Origin of the sequence: Flavobacterium phycosphaerae, assembly GCF_010119235.1 — a bacterium.
Lineage (GTDB): Bacteria > Bacteroidota > Bacteroidia > Flavobacteriales > Flavobacteriaceae > Flavobacterium > Flavobacterium phycosphaerae.
Window position 1 is genome coordinate 3,205,605 of the sequence record NZ_JAAATZ010000001.1, and the last position, 17,864, is coordinate 3,223,468.

Sequence of the window (17,864 nt, forward strand, 5' to 3'; positions counted from 1 at the left end):
CCTCAATGAGGGGCTTTTCAGTTATTTGATATTATTTCTAATTATCTTTTAATCACATGTAGTGTTTTAGTTTCAGAACCCTGAGTCACTACTACATTGTATACACCTGAAGTATATTTGTTTCCAATTTTAACTTCTGATATTTCACTTGGATTGATGTCATTTCTTTCTAACAATCTTCCGGTCATATCATAAATTAACACTGATACATTTCCTTCAACTGTTGTTGACAAGCTCAAATTAAAATCACTTGTATAAGGATTTGGATATGCTTTAACTTTTAATTTATCTCCAAGTGAAGCTCCACTCATCTCTATCACATCAGATTTTTTGAATGCAACAGTTTCGTTTGAACAAGAAACAGTAATACATTGAGTATAAGTACTAGATTTTCCACAAGTATCTGTAGCTTCCCATGTTCTGCAATGTGTTTTAGAACCATCAGCATTTTGAGTAACAACATCTGCACCTACAACCACTGGGTCAATTTGTGATGAACTGCAATTATCAGTAACTATTGGAGTATCAAATTCGACAGGAATATTAACATCACATGTTTTCTCAACCATTACTTGATTATCTCTGCTTCCTAATGAAGCACCATCAAGTTGCTCTAATCTGAAATGATATGGCGCACCATCAATAGAACCAGCTCCATAACAATTTCCATAACCATTTGATCCAGCTCCTTGAGCCGCTCTTCCTGCCAATTTAATCATTACGTTGCTAGAAGCTGATGTCCATGTAACTGTATACCAAGCATAATTATCTCCAGTTGCAGTACCTGAATAGCCATCGAAAGCGATATTGAAATCTGAAATAGGAGCATCTCCTTTTATTTCAATTTGTCTGTTTCCGTATTGTTGCTCAAAAGTAGCTACTGCAGCGTCAACATTTCTATTTCCGTGGTGGTTAGGTGGGTTACCCATTGTGTCAGCTAAAGATGCAAAAGCACTATTAGTTAAGTTTGGACAAGAAGCAATTCCATCACACTGTTGCGCTGTAAGATTTTGCAATTCGTTAACCGCTCCATTTCCTAAATCACCTGCTGTAGCAACTGCTTGTTCCCATGACATCAAGAAATCATAAGCATGTCTACTAACTCCACCTTGATGCTTAACCGCTTCATGACGGAATTTGAATGTGTGAGTTGAACCTGTTAATTGCGTAAACACAATACGTTGAGGAACTCCCATTCCTTCAAAATACTCAGCTTGATCAAAGTTATTAACACCATATGTCCAGCTAAGTGGCGTATTAGGGTGGTCTTCATTTCTAGGCTGATCAAAATTAACTCTGCTTTTGGCAATTTGTTTTGAATTATCCATTTTTTCAGTTACAGTAGCAATTCCTCCACCGCCTAAGTCTTGAGCACAAGTATCACCTTCGTCATTTACTAAAACGTCTCTGTTTTCAGAAATACCACTAAATACTGGTCCTTCTAAATCAATTCTCCAAGTAAACTCCTGAGTACAAGTTGATGAATTACCACAAGCATCTGTAGCAGTATATGTTCTGGTTTGTGAATACATACATCCAACAGATGACTCTTCACCTAAAGCTGATGTAATACTTGGTACTCCACATGCATCAGTTGCAGTTGCTACTTCAGGTGCTGGAATTCCGGTTGGATTACAACCTAAATTAGCACCAGAAGGACACAAAGTAAATACCGGCGGTGTTGTGTCTACTGTCCAAGTAAATACTTGTAAACATGTTGCACTATTACCACATGCATCTGTAGCAGTATAAGTTCTGATTTGTGTATGTAAACATCCATCAACTGATTCTTGGCCTAAAGATGATGTAATACTTGGTGTACCATTATTATCTGTAGCTGTAGCTGCTGCCGGAGCAGGAACACCACCTTGAGGATTACAACCTAAATCTACTCCCTGAGGACAGAAAGTAAATACAGGCGATATAGTATCTGCCACAGTTGTAAATACTGAAGTACAAGAATCACTACCACAACCATTTTCAGCTGAATATGCAATAGTTAAAGGCACTCCAGGGGCAGGCATTTGATACTGAGCTAAGTTGGTAACTGTTGTATTTGCATCTCCTCCAGTATAAGAGAACCCTGCAATCCAAGCAGCAAAAGCTTCAGCTGCATTTTCGTTACAAGCTACTGTTCTATTTCCAGGACAAGTAACCACTATTTCAGGATGTCTTGTTACAACTTGAGAGGCAATGGTAACATTTCCGTGTACGTCTGTTGCGGTCCATGTTACAGTAGTATTACCTACTGGGAAACACTGAGGAGCATTGTTAGTAAGCGACTCTACTTCGCAGTTATCAGAAGCAGTTACTCCAAGAGCAATTGCACAACCTAAGTCATCTTCATTAAAACATCTTTCAATATTAGAAATTGACAATACTGGAGCTATTGTATCTAAAACACTTACAACGAACTCACAAGTTGATGAACCATTTACATTAGTTGCTGTAGCTGTCACAACCGTTGATCCTACCGGAAAGAAACTTCCTGAGGCGTGTGAATAAGTTACATTAGGAGTTGGATCCCCTGCAGCTATTGCAGCTGAATAGGTAACATTAGCACCACACAAACCTGTAGTTGCATTAACAATGATATCCGCCGGACATTCAATTGTTGGAGGTACTGCTGCAGCTAACCATTGGAAAGAAAGAACATTTGAGCATGCTAACTGATTTTGACTATCTGTAAAGCAAGCCATAATTGTATCAACTCCAGGGCCACCTGAACCTAAATAGGTAAAATTAACCTCTCCATTAGCATCTGTTGTTGCTGTAAAAGGAGCTAAACCAAAGTTTGGTCCTGCCGTAATAGTAAACGTAACTGTTTTATTTGGTAATGGTTGACCGTTTGCATTTTTTACAACTGCTTTAACGGTATGATTAGTTCCAACGTTCCCAGAAGTAGTAGTTTGTGTTAATAAAATACCTTCGCCTATAATAGCTGCACCTGAAAGTGCAAAATAAGCAAGGAATATATTATCATCACCTGATGGGTTAACCGTATTAATATTTAAACTTGTAGTTGTATTTGTTATGAATGGTAAAATGGTGTACAATTCATCATCAGTAAATTGATTTGTAGGACCCGCATTTGGATTAAGAGGATTTGTATTAACATTTCCTATACCCCCTACAGTAAGTAAAGCTCCATTTTCAGAAGCACCATCATCTTCACCTCCAGCAGAACTTGATAATCTTTGTCCGTTAACTGATACCTGAGACGTTTGTGTCCCTCCGGCTGCTTGATAACTAAAACCTATTCCTAATCCCATATCTAACAGAGCACCTGGTTGAGCTGGATCAATTGGTTGTGCCAAAGTAACTGAAAAATTATCTCCAGCAGGTGTAGCTGCCCCAAACATAATAATAATCGTTTTTTCAGTAGCGGTTGCATCATTAAATACAACTAACAATACCGACCCTTCGATAGCTGCACTATTACATTCTGTAACAGTCAATGTTGAAATCCCGGCTGGAAGTGCATTTATTTGAGTTGAAACAAGACTGGTAACATCTGCCCAATAATTATAAAAACCTATTCCACTACTACTGCTTGTTGCTGTTCCGTTCCAGTTTACAGGTAAACCTGACAATGTAACACAACCATTGGCTATAGTAGAACCAGTAGCAGTTGACATAAGGATAACTTTTTGAACCGTTGCTGCTGCATTTGGTTTATTTACTCGAACCGTCATTGATGAAAGAGATGATCCTTTTCCATCAACCGAAAGCGTGTAATGACCGGTTGAGCTATAAGCTTCAGTCAAGGCTCCCGCTTGTGTATTGTTTAGCGTTGGTCCATTGGGAGCCGCTAATCTAGAGGATGCATTGGCTCCAAGACTTATTAAAGTACCCGGAATTTGACGAGTATTTGTCTCTTTTAAATCGGTTTTATTTATTGCGTTTTTAAGTTGTTGCGACATTGCTGTATCCGGAGCCAGAAAAACAGCGAGAAATGCTACAACAGACACAAATAAATTTAATATATATATCCTTTTAGGACTATATACAAGTGTTTTGTTTTGTTTCATTATTAAATACATTAAGTTAGGTTAACACCATTAACATTAAAAAATAAAAGTTTATAGAGCTTGGGGCTTATAAAAAATTAAATAGTTTCCGAAATTAAGTAATATTTTTATGCTGTAAGATTAAAATCGTTAAACGTAATTTATACTCGATTAAAAGATAAATGGCCTTTTTTTGAAACCCATAGCTTCAATTACGGCTTCACTAATAAGCTTGTTTTTGTTTTTGTTTAGAGTTACTTTCCGGATATTTAAATAGCATTATCATTAATACATTATTTCAATTTTGCTGATGTTTTTTTAATGGGTTAATAATGATTTTTTTCGGACATTAACTACATCTTTTTGGTCTTTGCGCTTTTTGTTTCGTAAGATTAGGATGGCCGGATGAATGATTTGGGAATCATTTTTCTGTAAATAAAAAAGCCCCTCAATGTTGAGGGGCTTTACTTTTATAATAATTTTAAAAATTATCTTTTAATAACTCTTTGGGTTCTTACTTCTTCACCTTGCGTTACAATAACATTGTAAACTCCTGACGAATAGTTATTACCTACTTGAATTTGAGATACTTCATTTGGATTAACATCACGTTTTTCGATTAATCTTCCTGTCATATCATAAACAGACACGCTAACTTGTGCTTCACTTGAAGTGATTAAGCTTAATTTGAAGTTATCAGTGTACGGATTAGGTGCCACGATAACTGATAAACCTTTAACTTCATTTGCTGATGATGCGTTCATTCTTACTGCTACTGGTTGAGCAGGACAAGGAGTAACATCCCAACCTACAAACACTTTACATTCATCAAATACATTATTCAAGGCGTCTACAACATTAGTAATAGCTGAAAGACTAACACCTCCTTCAGAACTATTAATACCATCTGCATTACCTAGAGCACGATTAGCTAAATCAATTAACCCACCCACTGTTTTGTCTCCATTTCCATTTGGTGTAATAGCATTCACCACAGCAGCAGGGATAGTTTTATAGGTGTATTCATTAACTGTATTAACCCAAACTCCAAACTCATCGTAGTGACCACAAATTCTTTCAACCGGCTCTTTTGAACCACAACCACCAAGTGGATTAGCTGTTGCAAGAGTACCTGCCTGTAATACAAACCCACTTAAATTTGTTGTAAGGCTGATATTAGCATTCAATGCTAAAGTCATCGTTTGAGCAAGTAATGCATTATTGATTACACCACTTCTCAATAGAGAATTCGGTAATGAACAAACACTATTGTTTCCAGCCGGAAGTTCTTTTGATGGACCACCGCCAGGTAATTTGTCAATAATACAACTTACAGCACCCGGAGCAGTCATAAATACTGAACGTCCAGGCAAACCAACGGTAATTGTTCCACCAGCATTTGCCAAACATTGAGCAATCATTTGTGCTGTAGTTAAATGCCCAACTTCTCCGTCACACATTGAACCACCTGAAGTACCGTAAGCACCTTGAGTGTATGTACAGAATGCTTCACAAGGAATCAAATCAACAGTTATTTCGCTTGTAGCCTCACAACCATTTGCATCTTTAACTACTACAGTATGTTGGCCTGTACTTAAATTAGCAAAAGTATAAGGAGAAGCTTGTTCTGTAAATGCCCCACCATCTATACTAACACTATAAACTCCTGTTCCACCAGAGAATGTTGCTTCAACACTACCGGTAGCAGTATTAGCACATATTTCAGGTAATGAAGTTAAGCTAAGCTCAACAGCTGTCGGAATAGTGATAGATACTTGTTTAGTATCAGTACAGCCGTTAGCATCTGTAGCCACGATAGTGTATACTCCTGAAGCAGAAGCAGAGAATGGTGAAGTTTCTGCGTTACCGTTTACAGTATACGTTTTAACTCCTGTTCCGCCGGTAGCACTAAATGTAATTGTACCATTTCCGCCATAACATAGAGGATTAGTTCCTTCAGCCGTTAAATCAACTTTAGTTGGAATAGCAATCGTTACTGTTTTAGTATCGGTACATCCGTTAGCATCTGTAGCTACAATAGTGTATACTCCTGAAGCAGACACTGAGAATGGTGAAGTAGCTGCATTACCGTTTACAGTATACGTTTTAGCTCCTGTTCCTCCGGTAGCACTGAAAGTAATTGAACCATTTCCTCCAAAACATAATGGATTAGTACCATTAGCAGTCAATTCTACTTTAGTAGGGATAGTGATTGTTACTTGTTTTGTATCGGTACATCCGTTAGCATCTGTAGCAACTATAGTATAAACTCCTGAAGCAGCTGCTGAGAATGGTGAAGTTGCTGCGTTACCGTTTACAGTATACGTTTTAGCTCCTGTTCCACCGGTAGCACTGAAAGTAATTGAACCATTTCCTCCAAAACATAATGGATTAGTTCCATTAGCAGTCAATTCTACTTTAGTTGGAATAGTAATCGTTACTTGTTTGGTATCAGTACATCCGTTAGCATCTGTAGCTACAATAGTGTAAACTCCAGCTCCTAATCCCGTTGCCGGTGAGGTAGCTGCATTACCGTTTACAGTATACGTTTTAGCTCCTGTTCCGCCGGTAGCACTGAAAGTAATTGAACCTGTACCACCGAAACACAATGGGTTGGTTCCATTAGCAGTCAATTCTACTTTAGTTGGGATAGTAATCGTTACTTGTTTTGTATCGGTACATCCGTTAGCATCTGTAGCCACGATAGTGTAAACTCCGGCTCCTAATCCCGTTGCCGGTGAAGTAGCCACGTTACCATTTACAGTATACGTTTTAGCTCCTGTTCCGCCGGTAGCGCTGAAAGTAATTGAACCTGTTCCACCAAAACACAATGGGTTGGTTCCATTAGCAGTCAATTCTACTTTAGTTGGAATAGTAATAGTTACTTGTTTTGTATCGGTACATCCGTTAGCATCTGTAGCTACAATAGTGTAAACTCCTGAAGCAGACGCTGAGAATGGTGAAGTAGCTGCGTTACCGTTTACAGTATACGTTTTAGCTCCTGTTCCACCGGTAGCACTGAAAGTAATTGAACCATTTCCTCCAAAACATAATGGATTAGTTCCATTAGCAGTCAATTCTACTTTAGTTGGAATAGTAATCGTTACTTGTTTGGTATCAGTACATCCGTTAGCATCTGTAGCTACAATAGTGTAAACTCCAGCTCCTAATCCCGTTGCCGGTGAGGTAGCTGCATTACCGTTTACAGTATACGTTTTAGCTCCTGTTCCGCCGGTAGCACTGAAAGTAATTGAACCTGTACCACCGAAACACAATGGGTTGGTTCCATTAGCAGTCAATTCTACTTTAGTTGGGATAGTAATCGTTACTTGTTTTGTATCGGTACATCCGTTAGCATCTGTAGCTACAATAGTGTAAACTCCTGAAGCAGAAGCTGAGAATGGTGAAGTGGCTGCGTTACCGTTTACAGTATACGTTTTAGATCCTGTTCCGCCGGTAGCACTGAAAGTAATTGAACCATTACCACCAAAACACAATGGATTGGTTCCATTAGCAGTCAATTCTACTTTAGTTGGAATAGTAATAGTTACTTGTTTAGTATCAGTACATCCGTTAGCATCTGTAGCTACAATAGTGTAAACTCCTGAAGCAGACGCTGAGAATGGTGAAGTAGCTGCGTTACCGTTTACAGTATACGTTTTAGCTCCTGTTCCACCGGTAGCACTGAAAGTAATTGAACCATTTCCTCCAAAACATAATGGATTTGTACCATTAGCAGTCAATTCTACTTTAGTTGGAATAGTGATTGTTACCTGTTTTGTATCGGTACATCCGTTAGCATCTGTAGCTACAATAGTGTAAACTCCAGCTCCTAATCCCGTTGCCGGTGAAGTAGCTGCGTTACCGTTTACTGTATAGGTTTTAGCTCCTGTTCCTCCGGTTGCACTGAAAGTAATTGAACCTGTACCACCGAAACATAATGGATTAGTTCCATTAGCTGTTAAATCTACTTTAGTAGGGATAGTGATTGTTACTTGTTTTGTATCAGTACATCCGTTAGCGTCAGTAGCTACGATAGTGTAAACTCCTGAAGCAGATGCTGAGAATGGTGAAGTGGCTGCGTTACCGTTTACAGTATACGTTTTAGCCCCTGTTCCACCGGTAGCACTAAAAGTAATTGAACCATTTCCTCCAAAACACAATGGATTTGTTCCATTAGCAGTCAATTCGACTTTGGTTGGGATAGTAATCGTTACTTGTTTGGTATCTGTACATCCGTTGGCATCTGTAGCAACAATAGTGTAAACTCCTGAAGCAGCTGCTGAGAATGGTGAAGTAGCGGCATTACCGTTTACAGTATATGTTTTAGCTCCTGTTCCGCCTGTAGCACTGAAAGTAATTGAACCATTTCCTCCGAAACACAATGGATCAGTTCCGTTAGCTGTTAAGTCAACTTTGGTTGGGATAATAATCGTTACTTGTTTGGTATCAGTACATCCGTTGGCATCTGTAGCCACGATAGTGTAAACTCCTGCTGCTAATCCCGTTGCCGGTGAAGTAGCGGCATTACCATTTACAGTATATGTTTTAGCTCCTGTTCCGCCTGTAGCACTGAAAGTAATTGAACCTGTACCGCCGAAACACAATGGGTTTGTTCCGTTAGCCGTTAATTCTACTTTAGTTGGAATAGTAATCGTTACTTGTTTGGTATCAGTACATCCGTTAGCATCTGTAGCCACAATGGTATAAGTACCCGCTGCAGAAGCTGAGAATGGTGAAGTAGCGGCATTACCGTTTACAGTATACGTTTTAGCTCCTGTTCCACCGGTAGCACTGAAAGTAATTGAACCATTTCCTCCAAAACACAATGGATCAGTTCCGTTAGCTGTTAAGTCAACTTTGGTTGGAATAGTAATCGTTACTTGTTTTGTATCAGTACATCCGTTAGCATCTGTAGCTACAATGGTATAAGTACCCGCTGCAGAAGCTGAGAATGGTGAAGTAGCTGCATTACCGTTTACAGTATACGTTTTAGCTCCTGTTCCGCCGGTAGCACTAAAGGTTATAGAACCATTTCCGCCAAAACACAATGGATCAGTTCCATTAGCCGTTAAGTCAACTTTTGTTGGGATAGTAATCGTTACTTGTTTGGTATCAGTACATCCGTTAGCATCTGTAGCTACAATAGTATAAGTACCCGCTGCAGAAGCTGAGAATGGTGAAGTAGCTGCATTACCGTTTACAGTAAACGTTTTAACTCCTGTTCCACCGGTAGCACTGAAAGTAATTGAACCATTTCCTCCAAAACACAATGGATCAGTTCCGTTAGCTGTTAAGTCAACTTTGGTTGGAATAGTAATCGTTACTTGTTTTGTATCAGTACATCCGTTAGAATCTGTAGCTACAATGGTATAAGTACCCGCTGCAGAAGCTGAGAATGGTGAAGTAGCTGCATTACCGTTTACAGTATACGTTTTAGCTCCTGTTCCGCCGGTAGCACTAAAGGTTATAGAACCATTTCCGCCAAAACACAATGGATCAGTTCCATTAGCCGTTAAGTCAACTTTTGTTGGGATAGTAATCGTTACTTGTTTGGTATCAGTACATCCGTTAGCATCTGTTGCTACAATAGTATAAGTACCCGCTGCAGAAGCTGAGAATGGTGAAGTAGCTGCATTACCGTTTACAGTATACGTTTTAGCCCCTGTTCCGCCGGTAGCACTAAAAGTTATAGAACCATTTCCTCCAAAACACAATGGATTTGTACCATTAGCAGTTAAATCAACTTTAGATGGAATTGTGATAGTCACTTGTTTAGTATCAGTACATCCATTAGCATCTGTAGCTACAATAGTATAAGTACCAGAAGCTGACGCAGAGAATGGTGAAGTTGCTGCGTTACCGTTTACTGTATACGTTTTAGCTCCTGTTCCTCCTGTAGCACTGAAAGTAATTGAACCATTTCCGCCAAAACACAATGGACTAGTTCCGTTAGCAGTCAATTCTACTTTAGTTGGAATTGTTACTACCACTGGCGCACTCGGATTAGATGGACAACCATTTTCGGTGGTCACAACCACTGAATAACTTCCGGACACCGTAGCATTAAAACTAGCGACATTACCTGGGTTACTGGCAGTTGCCGGTACCGTCCAAGTATACGTATAAACCCCAGCAGGACTAGGTGTTGCAGTAACTGTAGAACTTTGTCCAAAACAAGACACTGGCGTTGCAGCCACTGTTGCCGATGGAACTCCTCCTAAACCACCACCAACAAAGTCATCCAATGTTGCAGTAATCTCCTGAGAGGATCTCGTTTCTAGTAAGAATTTTGAAAAACATGCTCCTACGTTTCCTAATTGAGCAAGGTCTACATATCCTTCATAAAATTCATTTAAACCATATTGTGTAGTATTGGTCGTATTGTCATTATTATTTTTATCTTTAAAAAACCAGCCTGTTGGCACTGGCGTGTTAACAGTATTATTCTCAGCCACCTGAGCAGAGAACGTCTTTAAATTAAAAGCAGGATTATCAGCATAATTACCTCCTGTTCCTACCCACTCCAAAACGGTTACCGCTCCAATATTACCACCGTTGGTAAAATTCGCAAGTACAAGGATATCACCAATTACAGGTGGTAAATGCTTAGCAGGAGTAAAAAGGTTAACGCCGTTTACTGTTTCCGGATGGGTACCATCCTGAAAGAACCAAAATCCAATTTGAGCATCCCCACTATTGGATATTCTATCCCCTGCGAACACTATAAATGGTCCTCCAGTGGCAACTGAACCGTCAGATCGTATAACCTGACCCGGTTGAAGAATAACAGCTGCTGCATTGGCAATGTCATTCTTGTCTTTAGCTGTCCCTAGTTTCCAAAACCAGTTGTTGGCATAGAAGAAATCTTTTTCATTTCCCGCAAAAATATCATCCTGATTGATAATATTGAATTTGTCGGCAACGTGAATAATTCCAGCTTGATTCCATTCCCCAGGGAATGAAGTAGTTAACCCATCAATTTTGACAGTCTGGGCGGTTAAAAAATTAGTAAACAAAAAAAGCACAAATAACAAAACGATGCTAATCATACTTTGACTTTTTGAACTACTACTTTTGGTGTAAGTTTCTCCCAAAACTCCTGTTTTGGAAAAATCTAACTTAAGACCACTTTCTCCTGCGCCTGAGGCATAACTCTCGCGGCAGGGAAATCCTAAATTACGCAATAAAGTACTGTTTTTCATAATGTTAAGTATTTAGTAATACCACATCATGAGTAAATTTAGGTTTTTAGTATTTTTGGGACAAGCATTAAAAGAATAAGTGTCTTTTTTAAACTTCAATCTTGGTGAAAGACAAACAGTAGATTCTTATTGGGATGTTAAAATTAAGTATTAATAGCAGTTTATGTTAAAATTGGCATAAGTTTTCTACAAACAATTCTATTTCATCGACAAACTGCATAAAAACTCAAAAATGATTTAATGCTAAGTCAATAATTAAGTTTAAAATCAGTTAAACAACGGTGGTGTTTTAACCTATAAAACTAAGATTTTTAGAGCGTTGTATCCGGTTAAGACAAATTCTTTTTATAAGTTCGCCTTCTTTTAAAGGTTACCGGATCAAAATGCTTCCACATATTGTGTATGGCGTGATTGTCTTCCAACTCAGGAGTTCGGATACAGTTTTGAATCCCTTTTTCTTTGAAGAGATGGTAATATTCATTAAAAATGATAGCGGTAACCCCTTTACTTTGATATTCAGGATCTATACCTATTAAATAGAATAGTACATCTTTGCTTTCATTTTTGGCTTTAAGCAAATGATAGAACCCTAAAGGAAACAATTTCCCGTTGGCTTTTTGTAGCGCTTCTGAAAAACTAGGCATTACTATACTGAAGGCAATCATATTGTGATTTTTATCTTCAATAAACTTGATGTATTCCGGATTGATAAAGCTGATGTATTTTTTTTTAAAATATTCCTTTTGCACATCAGTTATGGCTACAAAGGAAGAAAGGCCGGCATAACTGGAATTAAACAAATCAAACATCTTATCCACATAGGGCATGATGTCATTGGTATTAGTAAAATTCAGAGCTTTTAATTCGTAGCGCTTTTTGATAAGTTCCTGAGCTTTTACGAAAAATTCAGTCTTCACATTTGAAAAAGGAAACTTGTTTTCGAGGTATTCTTTCTCCTTGACATAACCCAATTTCTCTAAGTGCTCCTTATAATAAGGAAAATTATACCAAGTAATCATCGAACCGATTTCATCAAACCCTTCAGTCAAGACACCAACTTTATCCAAATTGGAAAATCCCATTGGTCCCTCGACATATTCGAGGTTGTTGCTTTTTCCGAATTCATAAACTTTTTCTAATAAGGCTTTAGTCACTTCTACATCATCAATAACATCCCACCAACCAAAACGCACTTTCTTTTTCTGTTGCTCGTTTACTTCACTCCAATTAATGATAGCAGCTATTCGCCCAACAATTTTTCCATCGCGATATGCCAAATAGAAATGAGCATCAGCTGTAGTAAAAGCAGGATTTTTAGTTTTATCAAATGAATCTAACTCATCATTAATCAAAGGCGGAACCCAGTATGGATGATTTTTATATAAGACAAACGGAAATTTCACAAAATCTTTCAGCAGTTTTTTGCTATTGGCTTCAACTATGGTAATCATTATGGTTTGGTGTTTTCTAATTCTACTTCGTCTTTGCGCTTTTTACCTTTATCTTTTTTCGATTTTTTATCTTTCTTATCCTTAGGATCTTTTTGATTTTTAACGCGTTTGTAATTCGTTTCATAATTACTGTCAAAACGCCAGGAAAGACCAACATTCCCTGATAATAATGATGGTGTATCTTTCACGTTTTTACTCAGAGAAGCATCGAGTTGAATATTTTCCCGAACCAAATAGGCCGCTCCCAATCTGAAGACATTATCGGCATAATAGTCGCTTTTGTAGGCCTGCATTTCCAAAAAAGCAGACCAGCGCATATTGAACCCTCTGGTCATTGTGGTAATCCACCCCAAGGTTGGGTACTTAGTCATGTATTTATCCGCTATAATATTATTGACCCAAACCCATTTAGTACCAAAATGATGCTGCGTAATTACCATTACTTTCGGACTGATGGCTTTGTCTCCTTCAAAAGTAAACGGATTAGGTCCTATCTTTAAATTCAAACCACCATACACGGCTACTGCCGGAATAAATTGCTTCCAACTGAACTTGTGATTGGCTTTCCAGCTATACAAATTGGGCTTATCTTCTTTGATAAACGGATCATAAACTAAATATTTTACACCAATGGTAAATTGCTTCAAACCACCACGAGTATCGTCAACCAGTGGAGCTTGGTACCAATCGTATTGGTATTGTGTGTTTAAATTAAATTCGAATTGATCAAAAAAAGCTCCATACCGTACATCTATTTCTGTACCGAAACCATTGGCTTCATACCGCGCTAAATCATGCTTTTCGCGAACACCATACACCCCACCTTCTGCCTGAATTACTGTTTTCCCTACAGAGAAAGCCGACATCGATTTTCCCGGTCGATTGGAATTAATAAGGTCAGTATATTGGGCGTATTGCGAAACCGAAATCAGCAGAAAACCAATGACAAAAAATCTTTTTAGGTACCTCATATGTTGTGAAAATTAAGCAGGATAACTTAGTGTTTCAAAAGTAGTATTTTTTATTATTTATTTAAGAAGTCAAAGCGAAAATTACATTAAGGAATTTAGTATTTTTGACAAAAATTTTTTATTCAATGGAAACCGCATCTTTTAGTGGCCTTTTAGAAACCATTTTATTCATCTTTGCTTTTTACTACGTTGTAAAGTTCTTAGCGCGTTTGTTTTTACCAATAATGGCGCAAAAAATGATGGAAAAAGCCGCCGATCAATTTCAACAACAGCAACAAAATTACCAACAACAACATACATCTCAAAATACTAACTCTGAAAAACCAAAAGAGAAAAAAGTAGTAGGCGAATATGTTGATTTCGAAGAAATTGAATAGTTAAACCAAACCTCCCTTCAAACCAAATAAATGAAGCAACTTCAAAAATTTTACCCGCATTTTTTAGCCATCATTGGTTTTATCACCATCTCATTAATTTACTTTTATCCGGTACTGCAAGGCAAAAAAATCTTCCAATCCGATATCGTTCAATATACCGGAATGGCCAAAGAACAAAACGATTTTCGAGCTGAATATCACACAGAACCTTATTGGACCAATTCCGCTTTTGGGGGTATGCCAACGTATCAAATGGGAGCCAATTATCCGCACGATTATATTGGTAAACTGGATGATGCTTTGCGTTTCTTACCAAGACCGGCAGATTATGTATTTCTGTACTTTTTAGGATTTTACGCCTTATTACTGGTTTTCAGAGCTGATCCGTTAAAAGCTTTTTTTGGTGCCTTGGCGTTTGGTTTTTCAACTTATTTGATTGTAATTCTGGGTGTTGGTCATAATGCAAAAGCACACGCCATTGCTTACATGCCATTGGTAGTTGCCGGATTTATTTTAGTTTTTCGAAAACGATATCTGCACGGTGGTATCCTGACGATGTTAGCTGTAGCCTTGGAAATCAATGCGAATCACTTTCAAATGACTTACTACTTGTTGTTTCTTTTGTTAGCGCTTGGCGTCTATTTGTTATACAAACTAATTAAAGAAAACGACTTAAAGTCATTACCTAAAATAGCCGGAACTTTTGTAGTTGCTATAGTTCTGGCCGTTGGGGTAAACGCTACGAGTTTATTGGCTACCAAAGAATACACCGACTTTAGTATGCGCGGAAAAAGTGAATTAACTTTCAATGCTGATGGCTCAAAAAATGATACCACAGCTTCGATGTCGCATGATTATATTACAGAATACAGTTATGGTATAGCCGAAAGTTTAAACCTCATAGCTCCTCGCCTTTTTGGTGGTTCTAACACTGAAAACATTGGAAAAGACAGTAAGTTATACGAGTTCATTATCAATCAAGGCGGTTCAGACGAAGATGCCAGACAATTTTCAGAATCAGCACCAACTTATTGGGGAGACCAACCCATGGTAGCTGCTCCGGCTTATATTGGCGTCATTGTTTTCTTCCTCAGTGTCTTGGCTTTATACCATGACAAACGCAAAATAAAATACGCTTTCCTAGCAGGTGCATTAGTTTCCTTATTGCTTTCTTGGGGAAAAAATTTATCGGGTTTAACCAACTTCTTTATTGAATATGTGCCGCTTTACGACAAGTTCAGAGCTGTTTCTTCGATACAAGTCATCTTGGAATTATGCCTTCCGGTTTTAGCCATAATGGGATTACAATCCTTCTTTAAAGAAACCGAAAATCAAAAAAAATCATTGCTATACACTGCAGCCACTTCTATTGGTTTGATTGTTTTATTATTTTTAGCCAAAGGGATGTTCTCTTTCGCTACAGCAAATGATAGTTATTATACACAAGCTTACGGCAAAGAAATGGGAACCGCTTTCGTAGAAGCCTTAAAAGCCGACCGTGCCAGTTTATTCATGGCCGATTTATTGCGTTCCGGATTTTTCATGGTGGTTGCTTTTGGAGCGCTTTGGTTTTATATCAAAGGAAAATTAGCACAAAACACCGCCATCATCATCGTTGGTGTTTTCATGGTAGGCGATTTATTTTTTGTTGATAAAAATTATGTAAGCAACACACCGCATCAGTTCCGAAGCGCCCGAGAAGTCGATCAGCCTTTTGAACCTACGCCTGCCGATGAAGAAATTCTGAAAGACAAATCCATTTATCGTGTATATGAATTACAAGGCAGATTGCAAGGACGAACTTCCTATTTCCACAAATCTGTCGGAGGGTATAGTGCCGTTCGACCAAGACGTTATGATCAATTATTCGATTATATCGTTGACAAAAAATTAGCTGATTTAGGGAGTAATATCGACCCAACAACTTTGTCTTTAACCAAAAATATTTCGATACTGGACGCCTTGAATATCAAGTATCTTTTGGTAGAAGTAAAAGACGGCCAAAGTGTGCCGATTACCAATCCGTTCACCAATGGCAATGCATGGTTTGTTTCTGAATTAAAAGAAGTAAAATCGGCTGACGAGGAAATGAAAGCTTTGGATAAATTGGACACCAAAAATGTGGCTGTTATTAACAAATCTGAAACACAATTGTATAAGGATACATTTGCCACAGCAGCGTATGCAGCTATAAAAGAAAACAGCTTTAAATCTGACAGCACAGCAACCATAAAATTAACTACGTACAAACCCAATCATATTGAATATACTTCAAACAATGCCAATGACGGTTTTGCCGTGTTTTCTGAAACCTATTACAAAGATGGTTGGAAAGCGACTATTGACGGAAAAGAAACGGGCATTTTCAGAGTGGATTATGTGTTACGTGGTTTAGTCATTCCAAAAGGCAATCATAAAATCGAATTCAAATTTGAACCGCAAGTAGTAAAAACAGGAAGCAGTATTGCGTTGTTTAGCTCAATCGGAATGCTTTTGGTGATTATTGGTGGAGTGTATATTGACCAGAAGAAAAAGAAGCAAGCCTAATGTCTGAGCCCAAGAAACTTTTAATCATCACTTATTATTGGCCGCCAGCCGGTGGACCGGGCGTACAGCGTTGGTTAAAGTTTGTAAAATACCTGCCCGATTTTAATGTGCAGCCCATAGTATACATTCCTGAGAATCCAACGTATCCAATTATTGATGAAGGCCTGCAAAGCGAAGTTTCGGAAAAAGCTATTATTCTAAAACACCAAATTTTTGAGCCTTATCAATTGGCGTCCTTTCTTTCAAAAAACAAAACCAAAAAAATAAGCTCCGGCATTATTCCGAATCAAAAGAAACAATCTTTTTTAGAAAGAATGTTGCTTTGGGTTCGTGGCAATATTTTTATTCCTGATGCGCGATTTCTATGGGTAAAGCCTTCGGTAAACTACTTAAAAAAATACATCGAAGAAAATAACATTGATACCATTGTTACATCGGGACCGCCACATAGTTTACACTTAATTGGTTTGGAATTGAAAAAAGAGTTGAAATTAAAATGGTTTGCTGATTTTCGTGATCCTTGGACAACCATTGGTTATCACAAAGCATTGAAACTCTCATCCTATGCTACTAAGAAACACAAAGCCTTAGAAAAAGAAGTTTTAAATTCGGCCGACACCATTATTGTAACCAGCAAAACTACTAAAACAGAATTTCAGGCAATTACATCAAAACCTATTGAAATCATTACCAATGGGTATGATGTAGAAAAAATAACCAAACAGCCCTTGGATGACAAATTCACTTTGGCACATATTGGTTCGTTTTTATCCGAAAGAAATCCTAGAATACTATGGAAGGCTTTAAAAGAGCTGACCATGGAAAACGCGTCTTTTAAAAATGATTTTCAATTAAAATTAATAGGAGCCGTGAGTCAGGAAGTTTTAGATACCATTTCGGAATTTAAACTTACGCATTATGTTCAGAATTTGGGTTATGTATCTCATCAGGAAGCGGTGGCACATCAACGTAAATCTCAAGTTTTATTACTGATTGAGATTAATTCCGAAGACACCAAAAGCATCATCCCGGGAAAACTATTTGAATACATGGTTTCCGAAAGACCCATTGTAGCCATTGGTCCGGAAGGCTCTGATTTTGCCGAAATTATTACCTCAACCAACACCGGAGCTTTCTTTACTTATGACGAAAAAGAAAAACTAAAAGCACTACTTTTGGAATATTATCAGGAATACAAAAACCAAAATCTGAAAGTGCATGCCGTAGGTTTACAGCAGTATTCTCGAAAAAGTTTGACGGAGCAATTGGTTAAAATACTTAATCGCAATTCTTAAATCCTAAA

General features: G+C 38.0%; 7 protein-coding genes. 3 read left to right on the top strand and 4 right to left on the bottom strand.

Annotated features, from left to right (window positions below; all coding sequences use genetic code 11):
- Positions 1-41 precede the first annotated feature (41 nt).
- From GUU89_RS14310 to GUU89_RS14325, 4 genes are all read right to left on the bottom strand, one after another.
- Complete coding sequence (locus GUU89_RS14310) at positions 42-3,971, bottom strand: HYR domain-containing protein (protein WP_162128546.1); 3,930 nt, start codon at positions 3,969-3,971, stop codon at positions 42-44.
- Between the two features lie 527 nt (positions 3,972-4,498).
- A complete protein-coding gene (locus tag GUU89_RS14315; RefSeq protein WP_162128547.1) occupies positions 4,499-11,215 on the bottom strand; it encodes a T9SS type A sorting domain-containing protein in 6,717 nt (2,238 codons plus the stop codon).
- A gap of 329 nt (positions 11,216-11,544) precedes the next feature.
- Positions 11,545-12,666: a GTP cyclohydrolase gene (locus GUU89_RS14320; RefSeq protein WP_162128548.1), complete on the bottom strand. Its 1,122-nt coding sequence runs from the start codon at positions 12,664-12,666 to the stop codon at positions 11,545-11,547.
- The gene (locus GUU89_RS14325) at positions 12,666-13,637 is read right to left on the bottom strand and encodes a transporter (RefSeq protein ID WP_162128549.1); all 972 of its coding nucleotides are present in this window, start codon (positions 13,635-13,637) and stop codon (positions 12,666-12,668) included. The genes GUU89_RS14320 and GUU89_RS14325 overlap by 1 nt, the downstream gene beginning before the upstream one ends.
- A 125-nt stretch (positions 13,638-13,762) precedes the next feature.
- Here GUU89_RS14325 and GUU89_RS14330 point away from each other — a divergent pair, with 125 nt between their 5' ends.
- From GUU89_RS14330 to GUU89_RS14340, 3 genes are read left to right on the top strand one after another with little or no spacing between them, the layout of a single operon-like run.
- Complete coding sequence (locus GUU89_RS14330) at positions 13,763-14,014, top strand: DUF4834 family protein (RefSeq protein ID WP_162128550.1); 252 nt, start codon at positions 13,763-13,765, stop codon at positions 14,012-14,014.
- Positions 14,015-14,044: 30 nt separating this feature from the next.
- Positions 14,045-16,561, top strand: coding sequence for a YfhO family protein (locus GUU89_RS14335; protein WP_162128551.1), 2,517 nt, complete (start codon positions 14,045-14,047; stop codon positions 16,559-16,561).
- The gene (locus GUU89_RS14340; protein WP_162128552.1) at positions 16,561-17,856 is read left to right on the top strand and encodes a glycosyltransferase family 4 protein; all 1,296 of its coding nucleotides are present in this window, start codon (positions 16,561-16,563) and stop codon (positions 17,854-17,856) included. The genes GUU89_RS14335 and GUU89_RS14340 overlap by 1 nt, the downstream gene beginning before the upstream one ends.
- Positions 17,857-17,864 lie beyond the last annotated feature (8 nt).